The following is a 16,191-nucleotide window of genomic DNA, read 5'->3' on the forward strand; positions in this document are numbered from 1 at the left end:
CGCTAGAAGCTCGTGAAATCAATCTGCAGGATGGGTGTGTCCGCTTCGATGTCGCGCCGGAATCGCCCCCACCGGTCGAGCGTGCTCTCGTCGAGCACGGCCGGGTCGCGATACTGGTGGAACAGCGCGTAATTCATCGAGCGCTGGAGCGCGAGCAGGTCCGGCACGGCCGCGAGCCACTCGCGCTCCATCCGTCGGAGCTCCCGATACCCTTCGAGGAACGGCCCCAGGAACGCAGCGACCGCTTCGTCGCGCGCCTCTCGAGCCTCGCCTCGCGCGATGTAGAAGAGGAGTACCGCGATGTCCTTGACGAACCACGCGTACTCGCAGTTGTCGAAGTCGAACGCGGTGACCTTGCCTTCGGCGAAGCAGAAGTTGTGCATGTGGAGATCGGCGTGGATCAGCCCGTAGCTCTCCGGTGTTCGCGGTAGCTGGTTCAATCGCGCGATGATCGCCGCTGTGCGCTCGCGAACGAGCGTCTCCTCGGGAGGCGCGAACCGGTCGATGTCGACCACGTCGTACTCATGCCACTCCTGGCGCTTGAGCCTGGGGCTCGAAGGCGCGTAGGTCTGGGCGCGGTTGTGGAGCCGCGCGAACAGCCGGCCCAGGTCGCGGAACAGGGGGGGCTTCCAGTAGCGCTCCTTGAGCGGAGGTGCGTCGTCGAAGACGATGCCCGGCGCGCGCTCGAACGCGGTGGCGACGAAGTAGCTGCCGGGCTCGCGGTCTTCGATCCGCTCCACGAACTGCCCCGCATCGGAGAGGACCGGCGAGGCGATTGGAATGCGCGCGGCGGCCAGATAGCGAACGAACTCGACCTCACCCAGCGTGTAGTCGATCGTTCGCCGCGTACTGTGCGAGATGCGCAAGATCAGGCCCTCGCCGTCGTCGTTCTCCGCCTCGTAGACGAAGTTCTCGAAGGCCGCGAGCTCGGTGAGCTGCTCGGGCGACAGGCCATACCGGCGCGCAGCCTCATCGCGAATCGGTTCGTGGAAGCGGCGGACGAGCTCTGGATGCATTGAACCCTCTAGTCCTTCAACGTGAGGCTGCTCTCACCGTAGCCCAGCACGGTCGAGGCAGAGTCGCTGGTGACCGAGATGCCCAGGCCGCGCGCGAGGGTCTCCGCCAACGGGGGGCCATTGCGCGGCCGCGTGAACACCGCCAGGTCTGCGCCGGTCAGGGGGTGATCCGAGCGCCGGAGCCGCTGGTTCAGCATCGCTTGCTCGCGCTCGACGACGCGCAGGCACCGGCGCTCGAGGGCGAACGCGCTGGCGGCGACGCCAGCGAGCTCACCGCAGATGGGCTCCGCCACGACCTTGTCTCCCGGCAGCCCATGCGCGAAGAGCTCGGCCAGTCGCCGCTGGCTCGTGGCCTGCTCGGCGGGATCCAGCTCCGCCAGCGCGTCCAGCGAGGTGCCCTGTGGCGTGCCGGGGAACGCCTCGCCGATGCGCGCGAACAACCAGCGGCTGAGCTTGATCTCGCGCTGGTATGTCTCGGCGAGTGGGAAGTCGTCCCGGAGCAACGGGTAATGCGCGACATCGATGGGCGCCTCCACGCACGCTTGCAGCGCGGTACGCGGGAGGTGTCCGGCGAACGCCGCCCGGAGCCGTTCGTGGAGCAGCCCCTGGGTCGCGCCGAGGAAGCGGACCACCGATTCGACGCGCTGCCCGAGCAGGCCGTAATCGAGCGCGGCGTCGAGATCGCCGAGGCGCGCTGCGATGTCGGGCTGGGCCTCGATGGGTGCCGGGGCCGAGCCGGTCAACACCTGCATATATTCGTTGATCAGCGCCGGCGGCCCGGCGCACACGCCGTGCGGACCATGGAAGACCGCGTGACGCTCGGCATAGTCCACGATCGATTGCGCGGTGACGGGTTGCTCGGGGGCGTCGCGCACCAGGTCGTTGGTGACCAGGCGAACTCCGTCGATCAGCCGGAACATGGCCGCGAGCCCGCTGTCGAGCTCTCCGTTCGGCACCGGATGGGTGCCCCGCACCAGCACGTACCCGACCGACGCGAGCGTGCAGACGACCAGCATGTGGAGCTCGCCCGCGGTGAGCACGCCCGGGGTCCGGGGCGGCATGCGCGCGAGGAAGGCCCTGCGGAACTGCTCGGTCAGCGAGAGCAGGTCCGGCCACTGACGCGCCATGCCCTTCATCGCGGTCACGTTCATCGGGCGTTCGCTCTGGTACCGGCTCCCCGCGTAGTGGCACTGCTTGCGCACGGTGGGGAGATCGAGGAACAAGGTGCGCGGTGCGACGTTGTTCTCGCCCACTTGCCGGCCATCACCGTCGAGCGCTGGATGCGCCACGCGGTAGACGGGCACGACCACCTCGAGGTTCGAGAGCTCGAACGCCCGTCCGAACGCCTGTTCGGTCAGCACGGGGCAACGATTGTCGCTGGCGCTGAACGTGAGCGGCTCACGCCCCGCTGGCACCTCACCCAACCGCTCAGGGAAGGACACCGCGGGGCGGCCCGTGGGCGCATCCGAGACCCGCCTCAACACCCGCTGTTCGATCAATGCTTCGAGCAGGTCCCGGATTCTGTCCCAGGAATGGGGCGCGCCGTCCGACCACGCCATGGCGTCGGAGGCTTGAAATTGCTCGACCTGGAGCAGCTTCTCGCCTAGGGGCGCGATGTCCGGCTCGTCGAAGATGAGCTCCACCTCGCCATAGAAGAGGTGCAGGACCTGCTGGCCATTCCCCGCGTCGAGCCGGTCGTGCGTGAGCCGCCTTCGATTGGGAATGTAGAGCATCTCATCCGCTTGCAGCTGTGCCATGGCTTCTCACTCCCGCTTCAATGTGACGTCGCGCGACCAGGTGCCGCCGAGCGAGCGATAGACCTCGACGCGATGGTTGAGCAGCAGCCGTTGCGCCTGCAGACTCGCGCGCTCGAGCCCGACCAGATTCGTCAGGGCGGTGAGCACCGTCAGATAGTCCGAATGCCCCTGCTCGAAGAGCCGCCTCGCCTCGTCCAGGAGCTGCTGCCCGAGCTGGACCTGCGCACGCAGGCTGCGCAGGCTCGTCGCCTCGTTCTCCTCCCGAACCACGGCATCCTGCACCCGTCCGATCGCCGTGTTCAGCGCGAGCTGATATTGGATCTCGCGACGCTGGAGCTGAATTGGCAGTCGCATGTACTCGGTGACGCGCCTTCCATCGAACAGGGCCCAGGTCAGGTTCACCCCGACGACGGACTCGGCCAGGGCCGGCTCCGAGAGACCGACCTTCAAAGCGCCCACGTTGCCCACCAGTTGAATCGTCGGAAGCCAGCTCGCCAGGTTCGCGTTGATGCGGTGCTCGACCTCGGCGACGCGCAGCTCCGCGAGCCGCATCTCGGGCGTGTTCACATTCAAGTCGCCCGGCGTTCCGAGTTCAGGTGTGGGCGGGAGATCGGGAAGCTTTCGGTCGAGCGGAATGACGTCGTCGGCGGGGGTGGGTACCCGGCCCAGCAGCGCCTTCAGCTCTGAATTCAAGAGCGCGTTCCGGGTGGCGATCAGCGGCACCTGCGATTCCAGGTTCACCAGCAACTGCTCCTGTTGCAGCACCACGAGCCGGGGCGTGAGGTGCTGCTCGAACCGCGCTCGAATCAGCCGGAGCAGCTCCTTGTTGTAATCGATCTGCCGCAGCGTCAGGTCCCGGAGCGCGCGGGCCTCGAGGATGTCGAACCAGACCTGGGTGATCCGCACCGCGAGGTCCTGGATGCGGCCCTCGGTGAGCTGCCGCTGCTGCTCGGCGAAGTTCAATCCCGCGCGCCGCTGCGCACTGAGGGCTCCAAACAGGTCGACCTGGTAGGCCACGCCGAAACCGACGGTGGCGACGTCGTACTCGGCCCGGGTTGGCGGCGCGGGTGGAAGGTTGGCGTTGGCAACGACATGCCTCAGCCCCGCCGGGTTCAGGATGCCGACCTGGAGCGGGTACCACCAACCTTGCGGCACGTTGGGGTCGAGCTGGTTCTCGTAGATCAGCTCCCGCACTTCGCGCAGGACCAGGTTGTCGCTGAAGCACTCCTGGATGGCCGTGTCGAGCGCCGGATCGGCGAACGCCGACCACCAGACTGCGTCCTGGGTGACGCGCTCGGCGGGCTGCGCGGGCACGCCCTCCTTCGCCGGCCGCGGGCTTGGAACCCCGCCTTCGGGTGCGCTGGACGGTGGGGGCGGCTCGGTGCGCGGTTCGGCGGCGGTCGAGTAGCTGCTCGGCGTCGGAGGCGGGTTGACGACGACGGGACGGATGAGCTCGCAACCGGAGCAGGTCATCGCGAGGAGGGCGAGCGTAAATCGAAGTCTCATGGGTGGCTGACGACCACGAGGGCTTTCGCGTGGTTGAGGACGCAGCGCTGCGCGACCCGCATGGTCTCGGGATCAAGGGAGGCGAAGCTCTCGTCGAGGATGACCAGTTCGACCCCCTGCAGCAGCGTGCGCGCGATGTAGAGCCGGCTCTTCTCGCCGTGCGAGAGTTGCCAGCCGGTCTCGCCGATCATCTCCTCGAGGCCGGCGGGCATCTTGGCGACAAGCTCGTCCAGCCCGAGCTCCTTGCACAGCGCGGCGGCCTTGGTCCGCAGCTCGGGCGAGGTCGGCCACTCGCGCCCGAGCAGGAGATTGTACGCGAAGCTGCCGGACAGGACGTGGTTCTCGTGGAACTGCGGCGCGGCGGTGATGCGCTTGCGCCAGCCCGAGGCGCCGAACGTCGCGCGGTCCAACGCGTGCAGCAGCATCACACCGCCCTGCGGCGTCCTCAGGCCCGTGAGCAGCGACACCAGCGTCGACTTGCCACCGCCCGAGGGGCCCTCCAGCAGGATGCGGTCGCCCTGCGCGATCTGGAACGAGCAGTTCTCGAGCACCGGCCGGGTGCGCGCGTCGTGCCGGAAGGTCACGCCCCGCGCCTCGATGAGGGTTCCGCCGGCGGCGTCGGTGGGCTTGCCTCCCTCCATTTCGAGAGGGACTTTCGATTCGAGCTCCGGGCGGCCCACCGCGAGCAACAAGTCGCGGATCTGCTCGAACGACACCGCCGCCTGGGAGACCTGCTGGAAGTAGACGGCGACCTCGTCGAAGGCTCGCAGCGCGAGCAAGATGCCGCCCACGGACACCGCCAGCGCGCTGGCATTGGCCGTACCGCTGCTGAACGCCGGCAGCAAGGTCAGCAGGGCGAGCACCAACCAGCCGTCGCGCAGGAGCGCGGTCAGCTGCATGGTCCGGCGGTCCATGACCTTCGAAATCTCGGAGTAGGCGCTCAAGCGGACGTCTTCGCCATCATGCCAGCGCTCGAGTGGAAGCTGCGCCAGCCGCGTTCGATGGCCGAGCATGCGCTCGAGCAGGTCGTGGGTGATCTCGACGCGCGCGCTCGACCACGCCCGCTGGACGCCGTAGTGGCGGCGCGCGAGGACGAACGCGACCACGACCCACAGGACGAGCACCATCGCCTGGGGCCACCCTCCCGCCCCGAGCACGAGGATGACGCCCGCCAGAATCAAGTCGACGAGCGACAACACCGCGAGCAGGGCGCCGCCGACCGCGAGCTGCTCGACGACCTCGGCCTCGGCGACGCGGCCGAAATGGCGGCCGATGCCGTCGAGCCGCACCTCGTCGGGGGTCAGCTTGAGGGTTCCCGCAAGGAGCTGCTGCTTCAGCAGCGTTCCGAGCCGGATCGAGAACACGCCCTGCCACCACACCTCGAGCATGCGTAGCGGAATCGCGCACGCGATCACGGCGATCCACCCCAGGAACCAGCCGGTCTCGAGGTGGGCCTGGAGCGCGGCGCGACCGAGCAACCAGAACGAGCCCGCCAGCACCAGCGAGAGGAGCGTGTGGCTCACGAGGATGCCGGCGACGAGCGACGGGATGTCGCCGAGCAGCGTCCGCCGGTTCGCGGTGCGCCTGGGGCGCATGATCCAGCCGGTGCGCAGCTGCGCCTGGCCGAGCCGCTGCAGCAGCATCTGGGAGCGGGCGTGTTCGCGCGCACGGGGCGACATCTCCACGCCGCCGAGCAACTGGTCCACCTCGGCGACGGTGGCTTCCTGCTCTTCGCGCAGGAGCGCGATCGCGCTCTGCGTCTGGACTGAAACCGCCGTGGCGTCGCGCGCGAGCAGGCGCAGCTTCCCGCGCCGCGTACCCAGCAGCACCAGATAGGACGGGACGCCGTCTCGCCGGACCTGGAGGATGCAGGGCGCGGCGCGTGCGAGGACGTCGGGCAGCTCGTGGTAGAGCGGCGTGATCGGCTCGAGCTCCACGCCGAGCCGATCTCCGAGCGCGAACATCCAGACCCGGCTCGGCTCGACGGCCGCCGCGGGCGGAGCGATCTCGCCCGCGGCCCTGCCATAGCCTTGCCTCTGCGCCAGCTGCTCCAGCGCGTCGGGCAGTCGCTCGACCGGCCACAACAAGTCGGAGTGCGAGCGCGTCATCCCGCCAGCTCCAGCTCGCCCGCGGCGGGCTCCGCGACCGGCGTCTCCACCGGCTTCGGCGCCGGCTTCTCCACCAGCTGGCCGTCCGAAAGCCACCAATGGCGCCAGCGCCCACCGCCCCAGAGCAGCGTGCGATTCTCCTGGTCGGCGCGAAGGAGCACGGCGTACCGCGACGCTTTGTTCGCGAGCAGCTCCTTCGGAGGCCCGTTCTCGAGGACCCGACCGTTCTCGATCACGAGCACGCGATCGAACTCCTGGGTGTGCTCGACGTCGTGGGTGACACAGAGGAGCGTGATGTCTGCCCAGAGCCGCCGGGACTCGGCGAGGAGCCGCGCGCGCCGGTCGCGATCGAGACCGCGAAAGGGCTCGTCGAGGATGGCCAGGCGCACGCCGGAGCGAAGCATCGCGCGCGCCAGGCGCACGCGCTGACCCTGGCCGCCCGAGACCAGCCCTCCGCCTTCGCCCAACGACGTCTGCAGCCCGTCTGGAAGCGCCTCGAGGATGTCGAGCATCTCGGCGCCCTTGAGCGCCCCCGACAGTGACCAGCCTTGCGCGCCGTCGTTGCCATACCGGAGGTTGTCGATGAGGCTCTGGTTCCAGAGACTGATCGCCGGATCCACCCAGGCCGTGGTGCGCCGCAGCCGCTCGACAGCGGCCTGATCGAGCACCTGCCCGTCGACCTTGATTTCGCCGCGCGCCGGCCGGAGCCAGCCGAGCAAGAGGCCGACCAGCGTCGACTTGCCTGCTCCGGAGACACCGACCACGGCCACGTGCTCGCCGGGGGCGATGTTCAAGGAAACCTTGTCGAGGATGGTGTGACCGCCGCCTTTCACGCGGACCTTCTCCATCACGATCGAAACGCCGCTCGCGGCGCCCGCGGGCGCGACAGGCTCCCGCACTGGCGCCTCGGGCCGGGCGTGCGGATCCTTGATGTCGCCGATGACGTCGAGGAGCCGGCGAACCCGGTTCATCGCATTCGGGAACGCGCGGCTCAGCAGCATCAGCCGCTGGCCGAGGATGGGGAACCGCAGCGCCCAATAGACGACCAACAACACCAGCGAAGCCCGATCGGTGCCCGCGAGGTACGAATAGACGAGCAGCATGACGAGGCCGTAGCCCACCAGCATCAGCCCGCCTTCGAACCCGACCGACAGCGTCTGGAGCCAATAGCGCGCCTTGCTCCAGCTGACGAGCAAGGTCTCCTGCGCGCGGCGCAGCGACCGCTCGGCGCCGTGGATCCGGATCGGCGTGAGCCCGACGAGCGCGTTCAGGGTGAACCCGCTGAGCGCGCCCGCGTGCATCTGCACGCGCAGGTCGGGCTCGAAGAGCAGCTTCTGCGCGACCAGGGGCACGAGCAGCGTGACCGCCGCGAGCGCGAGCACGATGTGCCATGCGTGCGGCGCGGCCCAGATGAGCGCGGCAGTGATGCTCGCGACTTCGAGCGACAGGACCAAGGCCTGCGCGAGCAGGGGCGGCAGCGACCGCATCGCCTGGATGTTGTGCGTGCGAGACGCCATGTCGGAGGCGAGCCGGCTCTGGAAGTAGCGGTCCTCCATCTCGGGGAGCTTCTCGAAATACGCCTTCCGCAGCCGCACCTCGAGCCGGCGGCCGATGCCGAGCAATCCCAATGAAATGGGGATTTGGATGAGCATGAAGCAGAGCGCGACGCCCGCGAGAACGGCCATGCCCGTCGCACGCTGCGCGAACGTGCCGAGGTCGCGCCCCAGGTCGAGCACGCCACGGAGCATCAGCGCTTGCAGGATCCGCCCGAAGGTGGCGAACACCAGTCCCACCGCAATCAGGCCCGGAACGACCCACGAATCTTCGCCTCGCAGGCGGAGCAGCGTTCGCGCCGGGCTCACCTGCCTGGCGACGAGCTCCGTCGCCAGGTCGCTCGCGAGCACGGCTCTGGGCGCGTCTTCGCTTTCGCGCGAAGCCTCGCGCCAACCGCGAACCCGCATCAGCACCGCGCCGGTCATCGACAGCTCGCCCTCCACCTCGGGGTTGGGGCGAACGGACCAATAGGCAGCGGGAATGGGCACTGCGCCGGAATCGTCCTTCGCCATCATGGATTGCAGCAGCCCCGCCGCCGTCCGGCCTCGCCGGACGGCGCCCGCGCGAATCATCGCTTCGGACGCCCGGCACGCGGCGTCGAGCCTGGCGATCGACAGATACCCGGGGTCCTCGAGCGCCCGGGCAACCAGCGCCCGCGCCTGCGTTGCACCCAGGTTCAGCAGGCGGCGCTCGAACGTCGCGACCGCCTCCTCGGACCCGGCCCATTCGCGCCAGCCGGCCGCCGGAACGGACGTGGTGTGCTGGTACAGGTGGCTCAGCAGCGTCGAAATCCGGGTCCAGTGACGGCCCGCCGCCGGGTCCATGACCTGGATGAACGGGCCGACGCGACTCCACAGCACCACGAAGTGCGGCCGTCCTCCCGCGCTGAGCGTGACGATGATGGCGGGAAGCGCCTTGGCTTCGGGGACCACCACGTGATCGAGCGGAAGCATCACCTGCTCGGCGTCGAGCCCGAGCTGGTTCGCGACTTCATCCAAGGTGACAATCGAGGTGCCATCGACGTCCGTCTGACACACTTCGCGAAGGACGCGATAGTTGAGCTCGGCGCCCATCCCCGCGAACAGGCTCTTGAGTGAAGCGGGGCCGCAATCCGTCGCCGAGATCTGGATCACCTCGGGAATGATTGAGCGTCGGCGCCTGGGAGGAGTCATGGTCAGCGGGCCACTTCTTCGGGCCGGAACACAGTCGTGGGCCGTTCTTCAAGCTGCGGATTCCATTCGCCGACCGCCCGCATCAGCAGCGCGACAGGCGATGCCCGCGCGACCTCGACCTCCACCGCCAGGGTCATGCCGTGGCGCAGCTGGATGCGCGGATCGTCCGGCGGCGCGAACTTGAGCTCGACGCGCACCGTACCGGGGATGGCCTCGGGCGTGGCCGTCTGACCGGGCTCGGTCCCGACGGCCGTCACGCTTGCGGGGACCGTCCCGTAGATGGTCGTCGGGTAGCCGTCGAGCTTGAGGCGCGCCGTTTGACCGGGATGGATCAATCCGACGATCTCCTTCGGGAAACGGGCGCGCACCCGCACCTCGGCATCGCTCGCGAGGATGGTGCCGACCCGCTGCCCGTCGGCGATGAACGCGCCCGAGCCGAGCTCCGCCACGTCGACCAGGTGGCCCGTGGCCGGCGCCCGATACAGCTTCTGCTCGATCTGGTACTCAAGGCGGTCGATGGTGCCCTGAAGCTCCCGGATCCGCCCCTCGGCGCCCAGCTCCTCGCGCTCGAATTCCAGCAACTGCGCGGCGAGGGCTTGACGGCGCACGTTCTGCTCGCGCCGCAGTCGGGTGAGCGCCAGGCCCTGCGCCGTCTGCGCGAAGCGGAGCGCGTCGACATCGGTCGTGCGCTCGAGCTTCTCCATCTCCGAGACCGCGCCCGTCGGGCTGTTGAGGGCCAGCTCCGCGCGTTCCACCGCGAGCCGGTGCCTGGGGGCGAGCTCCTGCTCCCTCTCCATCGCCTCCTTGATTGCGACCTCGTCCACCCGTGCCGTCAAAGCCGCCTCTTCGTGCTTGTTGGCAATCTGCTGACGGATGATGGCGAGCTCCTTCTCGGTCGCGGCGAGCGTCGCCTTGCTCCGCTCGAGCTCGAGGCGCTCGGCCCGTGTGTCGAACTCGATGAGCAGGTCGCCTTCCTTGACCTCCTGGTCGAGTTTGAGCCGCGAGAGCACGACCCTGCCCGCGCTGGGCGGCTCGATGCGATGGACGGCGTTGTGTGGCTCGATCCGGGCCTGTGAGCTGGCCTTGACGAGCGGGACCTTGGCGAACAGCGACCAGGCGATGAGCCCGCCGGCGCACAACACCATCAGAGCGACGAACACGAGGCGCGTGTCCGACTCGTAATTCAGGGAACGAAGGGTTCGCTCGAAGGGATATGCCATGGTCCGCGAACCAAAGTCGCCTTAATGGTCGCGCCCTGTCAACACCTCGGCCACTGCTTTGTGATTCACGCTCCCCTTGTCTGAACACGGGCACCTCGATGCGCCGCGGGACTTCGTCCGCATCGCCGCAATGCGTTGCACATTAATCACTGGTTCGATTTGACATCCTGTTTCGAGTACACGTAGCGTTCAATTCGAAGAAAGGAGGCTCGACATGAAGATCAAGATCCACGTTCGCGGCGGCCCGAAGGCGCGCTAGTAGTCAGTCGTTCTGACGCCCGCTGTTGAGTCTGGGCGTTCCTCGTTTCAGATCAACAGAGGGGGGGTTGATGGGGATTTTCCATCAGCTCCTCTTCTCATTTCTGGCAACGTCTTGATCTTGCAGGTGCTCGTTCCTGCCAGGTTGAGCCAGAACCGCTCGTGCGCTTGAACCGAATATGCCAGGGCGCTCCTGGGTGGCTGTTGTGCCAGTCTCGTGGCTTCCCGGAGTCGGGTGGTTCCTCAATCTCAACGTAGCAAGTCGGGCAGGCTCGCTCAGCCAGCAGGACTCGATGGGGTTGAGGTCGGGGCTGTAGGGCGGCAGGAAGAGGAGCTGTGCCTTGCGGCTGCGAATGAGCGCTTCGACAGCGGGTCGGTGATGGGCGCTGAGGTTGTCCAGGACTACCACGTCGTGGGGCTGGAGGATGGGCAGTAGCCCCTCGCGGACGTAGGTCTCGAAGCGTTCGCTATTCGTGGCGCCCTCGAAGGTCAGCACGGGCCCCATTCCCTGGAGCGTCAGGTCCCCCATCATCGTGAGGACCTGCCGACGGCCCATGGGGACATAGCCGCGCGTTCGCTGCCCTCGCCGAGCACGCCCATAGCGGCGAGCCATGGTGAGGGTGGCGGCGGTTTCATCGATGAAGTCCAGGTGCGAGGGTTTCAGCTCGGCGGATTTATCCAGATACCTCCTTCGGGCCTGGCGATTCTTCGCCAGCCGCCGCTCGGAGGCGAGGAGCGACTTTTTTTACGCGTGTAGCCCAAGCGCCGGAAGGCACGTCCCATGGTGGGGCGGCTCACCCGCACGCCTGTCGCTTCGGCGTAGGCATCCGCAATCTCCTGCGTCGTGCTGTCGGGCCTGGCGTCCAGCAGTCGCTTCACCTTGGTCAGCTGCGCGCCCGGTATTCGATAGTGGGGCCGAGGGCCGGTGCGTAGCGGAGCGATGGAGTGGGTGCGCTTCCAGCGGCCGACGAGACGATAAACCGTCGCGACCCCTACCCGAAACCTCCTGGCAATTTCTCCCCACGTTCCCTCGTGCGCCAGGTACGCCACTGGTGCTCAATCTCGTGCTCGCGCAGGGCGAGTCCAGCGGGCATGCTAGCCTCGACGTGCAGCCGCTCCACTTCTTCTCTGAAAAGGATGCCTGCCGAACGCTTGTGACAGTGGCCCGTGCCTGGGCCGCTCGGTACCCGGTTCCTTACGCATCGGCTCACCGCATTGCAGACGAGCAACTGGCTGGGGCTCCCAACTTTGGCCGTCATGACCGAGCGGCGCGGAAAGACGGGTTCGACAAGATCTATGAGTTGTGCTGGCTGAACGTCTTCGGCCCCAAGCTTGTGGAGTGCGTAGGTCGCGAGCGGATGCTCTCTACTCCGGCACCATCCGCGTCCGTTTAACGTGATGGAGAAAAGCGGAGCAGATTCAAGGACCTGAGTGCAGCCGAGCAGGCAGGTCCGCCGAAATAGGGTGGCCAGGAACATTCTTCCGGCATGAGGAAGAGCACTCCGAGGACGAAGGTGGCTGAGGGACTGCGCGCGCTGGTGTCGGCCGAAGACATCCTGGAGGCGGCGCGGCGGTTGGGTGCGTTGCAGCGCCAGCGAAAGGTGGACTTGGTGGCGTTGGTGGAGTCCACGGTGGCCGCGGTGACGCCGCTGCCTGGCACCCAGACAACAGCCTTCGCCAACTATATCGCGCTCACCGGACAGAAGGTGTCGCCCAGCGCCTTCTTCGAGCGATTCAACCACGCCTTCGGGCAGTTGATGCGTGAGGTGGCCGGCCGGGCTGTCCAGGCCGTGCGAGAGGCAGTCGGCGAGGACAAGCCCTTCAATGAGTTGGGGGCACTGCTGGAAGAATTCTCAGACGTGCAGGTGGCAGACTCCACCTGCCAGTTGCTGCGGCGACTGGCGGCTGCCTGGGCCCCCTCCACCAGCCAGGTACGGCCAGCGTCCTTCAAATGGCACGCGCTGGTGTCACTGCGAGACGAGTTGCCGGTGGCGGACGGCGTGACGCCCCAGCGCACCCAGGACACACGCGCCTTGCCCGAAGAGGCGCTGGCGCCCGGCACGCTCACCTTCATGGACCTGGGGTACACGGACACCGGCCGCTTCCTCGATGCGATTGAGGCCGGAGCCCATTTCCTGGTGCGGCTGAAGGCCCAGCATGACCCGAAGGTGCTGCGGGTGCACGTGGGCAAGGGCGAGCGTGTGCGGGCGCGTGGCATGCGCTTGACGGATGCGCTGCTGCAGGGCGTGCTGCGAGAGGATGGCGGAGTCATCGACGTGGACGTGCAACTGGAGAAGCAGGGGCGCACAGCCTCGGCGCGGGTGGTGGCCGTGCAAGGGCCCGAGGGCGAGCGGCGCTGGTATTTGACGACGGTAGGCCGCGACGTGTTGACAGCCCTGGAGGTGGCCGAGGCCTACCGCCTGCGCTGGAGGGTGGAACTTCTCTTCAAAGCCCTCAAGTCTGGTGTGGGACTGACGGCGCTGCGCGCCACGCGGCCTGGTGCGGTGCTCGCGTTGGTTTACGCCAAGGTGATTGCCCTGGCCCTCTCGCGCCTGCTGGAATTCTCGATGCGACAGAAGGCAGGCGAGCCGGGCCAACAGCAGGCAACGGGGCGGCTCGCGCTGGTGCTGGCGTTGACCCGCTGCGCCCCACTGCTACTGTCCCATGCGATGATGAGCCGGGGCGTGACGCTGGAGCAATTGGAGGAGCGTATCCTCCTCATCGCGGAGGTGACCGCCCGTTCACGACAGCAACGTCGCGAGCGTGAACGACGCAGGCGCGAAGCTTCCCTCGGGAGCGGCCGCTAAACCGGAAGCGGATGACTCCGGCACACCTCGTGGAGGAACTGCCCAATGGCTGCGTCCTCCTGGTACTGCGACCCACTGTCATCCCTCGGACGTGACGAATCCGGAGCGCGTCCTCGAGTCCTACGGCGACTTGTCCGAAGGCCTCGTGGCCGCGCTGCACACCAAGGTGCCCTCCATCATGGACGAGACGGCCGAGTCCCTCACGGACCTCGACTTCTTCTTCTGGAAGGAAGACTTCCCGGAGAGATACGACCGGCAACTCATCGATGGACACACCGCACCGGCGCTCGGAGCCTACCTGGGGGACGTGCTGGTGCGGCGGTTAGGAGGGATGTGGGTGCTGCGGCAGAAGATGGAAGAGTCCCAGGTGCGCGTGGGCAAGCGCGTCTGGCTGCCCTTCCTCCGCGCCCGCCGGTACATGCAGTCGTGCCAGTCGCTGCTGGACTACTCGCTCACGCAGTTCTTCCATGCGGTGGAGCGGTACCGGCCCTGAGTTCGAGGGCTGTTCTCGTCACCCGGATCGATAGAGGCTGACGGTCTACTTGAAGCCGAGAGCGATGGGCCATGCGTGACATCGATGTTCGCAACGCCCTGTGGGAGCAACTCCGCGCCGATGTCGTGGTGATCGACGATGAGATGCACGGCTACGAGCTCAAGAGTGAGCGCGACATCCTGACCCGGCTACCTCGTCAGGTATCTGCCCACGGCGCCGCACTTGACCGCGCGACGCTCGTCGTCGCGGAAGGACACCTGGCCAAGGCGTCAGCTCTCGTGCCGGAGTGGTGGGGATTGAGTATCGCGCACTCGGTGGGGGGCAGCGCGGTGCGTGTCGACGCCCACAGGTTCGCAGCGCGAAATCCAGAGCAGCAGATGTTTTCGGTTGCTCGGCTGCTCTGGCGACCTGATGCTCTCAAGCTTCTTCGCGAGGGCGAGGACGCATGGTCAGCAGGTTCTCGCCCTCACGACGTTCTTCATTCGAGACGTGGGGAATGGAGGGCTGGACCAGTCGCTGTACAACTTCGGCCCGGTTGCTATGGACTTCGTGCTGAAGGTCCTTGATGAGCTTGGCGCGGACAAGCATGCCGCGACCGTGAGGGCCGCCATGCTCTCTCTCTTCGACTCCACCCCGCCAGAGACGCAGAATGAGCGTCGCCGGATACTCGATACGTGCCCGCGGGCCTGGCTGGACGAGCACATCGACCCGCTGAGCGAGCTCCTCTTCGACGAAGGGAGACTGGAGGCTTTCTTCCTGCGGTACGTCGACGCGCATCCGTCCGAGTTCTTTCTCGACTGAGAAGCTGGCCTCGGCTCAGTTGCAGGAGTGCACGATGGCCGCCACAAGGGAACCAGCCTTCGGTCTCGTTCTTGCCGGGTCGGATGGAAGTTCCGCAGCAGCGAGGGATGAGTCCTATGTGAATGGGCCTGCCCTGCGCGCCAGAGAGTGTCGGCTGGCGCGCCGGTTTCGGTGAGGCAGGTTGGGGCGGCTAACCAGCTTCAGGGATGTCCGGCAACGCACAAGCCCGTGTGAAGGAAGAAGGCAGCGAGAGTGTCGTGGCAGTGGCCCCCTCCTCGATTCTCGGTCCGCGCCCATTGACGCAACAACTCAAGCGACAGGAGGAGACACCAAGTGAGTCACAGCCACATACCGCGTGATTGTGATTGCGCCCCTCCTTCGTTGCGCACGTGAGGTGAGGATCCGAGGTGTCGAGGTCGTCGCCTCTGACCCAGGGGCGCTCTTCTCGGAGGGGTTGACAGGGGGTCCCCTGCACAGCAATATACCTTGCATAACAAGGTATGCGGCATGGCAAGGTTCTGAGGTGGCAGACCAAGATCCGCAGGAGAAGTGGCAGGTACAGCTGCGCAAGGGGGCGCTGGAGCTGGTGATTCTGGCGGCGTTACGAGGGCGGTCCGTGTACGGCCTGGCGTTGCTGCGCCATCTGCAGCGCTTTCCCACGACGGCCATCACGGAAGGCACGCTGTATCCGCTGATGGATCGGCTCAAGCGTGACGAACTGGTGAGCGCCGATTGGTTGCAGGAAGGCGATAGCCGGCCTCGCAAGTACTACCAGCTCACCGTGAAGGGCGAGCAGAAGCTCACCGCGCTCGTGCAGGCATGGCGGCAGTCCGTCGCTGATATCGACGCCCTGCTGACCGCATCGGCCGGCACCGAACTCTCCGACAAAGGAAGCTGACATGGACTCGCGTCAACCCATCCATGCGTACATGCACGCGCTCCGCTCGCGGCTTGGCAAGTTGGACCCGGCCGAGGCCGAAGAGGTCATCCGCGAAATCGAAAGCCATCTCCACGAGGTGGTGGAGCAAGCCGAATCCCGAGGTGAAACACCTGACGTCGCCGCGTTGCTGGAAGGCTTCGGCGCTCCGGATGTGCTGGCCGAGCAGTACGTGGCGCACATCCAGACTGGTGCGCCCCCTCCGACCGGCTTTCGCGTCATCCAGCGGGTCAGACAGACTGTCACGCACGGTTTGTATTACTCGATGGGCGCATTCGGGTTCTCGGTCGCCGCGGCGCTCCTGCTTCTGGCGCTGGCGAAGGTATTCGAGCCTTCGTCTGTCGGCGTGTGGTCGACCCGGAGCGGCGAATCCGTCACGGTGGGCTGGTCGGGCTCGCCGTCTCCGGAGGCCACGGAGCTGTTGGGGTTGGGGTTCTGAGCGATCCCCGCATTTGAGCGAGCGGCTCGCCAGGCGCCTACCTGACAGCTCCGTGCGAAGCAGAGTGGTGGGGTACAGGAGGAGAGGCCATGCTGGTACGCAAGGTGGCCATCAACGAAGAGC

Annotated in this window: 12 protein-coding genes and 2 pseudogenes; 6 read left to right on the forward strand and 8 right to left on the reverse strand. The window is 67.1% G+C overall.

Annotated features, from left to right (window positions below):
- Positions 1-2 precede the first annotated feature (2 nt).
- From G4D87_RS17935 to G4D87_RS40250, 8 genes are all read right to left on the reverse strand, one after another.
- Complete coding sequence (locus tag G4D87_RS17935) at positions 3-1,016, reverse strand: phosphotransferase enzyme family protein (protein WP_163783290.1); 1,014 nt, start codon at positions 1,014-1,016, stop codon at positions 3-5.
- 8 nt (positions 1,017-1,024) lie between these two features.
- Positions 1,025-2,773, reverse strand: a complete 1,749-nt coding sequence (locus G4D87_RS17940) for a hypothetical protein (protein ID WP_163783291.1) — start codon at positions 2,771-2,773, stop codon at positions 1,025-1,027.
- Between the two features lie 6 nt (positions 2,774-2,779).
- Complete coding sequence (locus G4D87_RS17945) at positions 2,780-4,279, reverse strand: TolC family protein (protein ID WP_163783292.1); 1,500 nt, start codon at positions 4,277-4,279, stop codon at positions 2,780-2,782.
- A complete protein-coding gene (locus G4D87_RS17950) occupies positions 4,276-6,387 on the reverse strand; it encodes an ATP-binding cassette domain-containing protein (RefSeq protein WP_163783293.1) in 2,112 nt (703 codons plus the stop codon). Before G4D87_RS17950 ends, G4D87_RS17945 begins: the two co-directional genes overlap by 4 nt.
- A complete protein-coding gene (locus G4D87_RS17955; protein ID WP_163783294.1) occupies positions 6,384-9,113 on the reverse strand; it encodes an ATP-binding cassette domain-containing protein in 2,730 nt (909 codons plus the stop codon). The genes G4D87_RS17950 and G4D87_RS17955 overlap by 4 nt, the downstream gene beginning before the upstream one ends.
- A 2-nt stretch (positions 9,114-9,115) precedes the next feature.
- Positions 9,116-10,273, reverse strand: a complete 1,158-nt coding sequence (locus tag G4D87_RS17960) for an HlyD family secretion protein (RefSeq protein ID WP_240358370.1) — start codon at positions 10,271-10,273, stop codon at positions 9,116-9,118.
- A gap of 403 nt (positions 10,274-10,676) precedes the next feature.
- Positions 10,677-11,306 carry an IS630 family transposase gene (locus G4D87_RS17965; protein WP_163783302.1) on the reverse strand — a complete coding sequence of 210 codons (630 nt, stop codon included), beginning with the start codon at positions 11,304-11,306 and terminating at the stop codon, positions 10,677-10,679.
- The gene (locus G4D87_RS40250; RefSeq protein WP_163783296.1) at positions 11,252-11,641 is read right to left on the reverse strand and encodes a helix-turn-helix domain-containing protein; all 390 of its coding nucleotides are present in this window, start codon (positions 11,639-11,641) and stop codon (positions 11,252-11,254) included. The genes G4D87_RS17965 and G4D87_RS40250 overlap by 55 nt, the downstream gene beginning before the upstream one ends.
- 437 nt (positions 11,642-12,078) lie before the next feature.
- On the opposite strand from G4D87_RS40250, the gene G4D87_RS17975 reads away from it, so the two are divergent.
- The 6 genes and pseudogenes from G4D87_RS17975 to G4D87_RS18000 all read left to right on the forward strand — a co-directional run bounded on the left by G4D87_RS17975 (position 12,079) and on the right by G4D87_RS18000 (position 16,068).
- On the forward strand, positions 12,079-13,398 hold the full coding sequence (locus G4D87_RS17975) for an IS4 family transposase (RefSeq protein ID WP_163783297.1): 1,320 nt from the start codon (positions 12,079-12,081) through the stop codon (positions 13,396-13,398).
- A gap of 82 nt (positions 13,399-13,480) precedes the next feature.
- Positions 13,481-13,891: pseudogene (locus G4D87_RS17980) on the forward strand (hypothetical protein); the annotation flags it as partial.
- A 143-nt stretch (positions 13,892-14,034) separates the two neighbouring features.
- Positions 14,035-14,265, forward strand: a pseudogene (locus tag G4D87_RS40255) (sce7726 family protein); the annotation flags it as partial.
- Between the two features lie 37 nt (positions 14,266-14,302).
- Complete coding sequence (locus tag G4D87_RS39455) at positions 14,303-14,692, forward strand: DMP19 family protein (RefSeq protein ID WP_163783299.1); 390 nt, start codon at positions 14,303-14,305, stop codon at positions 14,690-14,692.
- 523 nt (positions 14,693-15,215) lie between these two features.
- The gene (locus G4D87_RS17995; protein WP_163783300.1) at positions 15,216-15,590 is read left to right on the forward strand and encodes a PadR family transcriptional regulator; all 375 of its coding nucleotides are present in this window, start codon (positions 15,216-15,218) and stop codon (positions 15,588-15,590) included.
- 31 nt (positions 15,591-15,621) lie between these two features.
- The gene (locus G4D87_RS18000) at positions 15,622-16,068 is read left to right on the forward strand and encodes an HAAS signaling domain-containing protein (RefSeq protein WP_163783301.1); all 447 of its coding nucleotides are present in this window, start codon (positions 15,622-15,624) and stop codon (positions 16,066-16,068) included.
- Positions 16,069-16,191 lie beyond the last annotated feature (123 nt).

Origin of the sequence: Myxococcus vastator (assembly GCF_010894475.1) — a bacterium.
Classification (GTDB): domain Bacteria; phylum Myxococcota; class Myxococcia; order Myxococcales; family Myxococcaceae; genus Myxococcus; species Myxococcus vastator.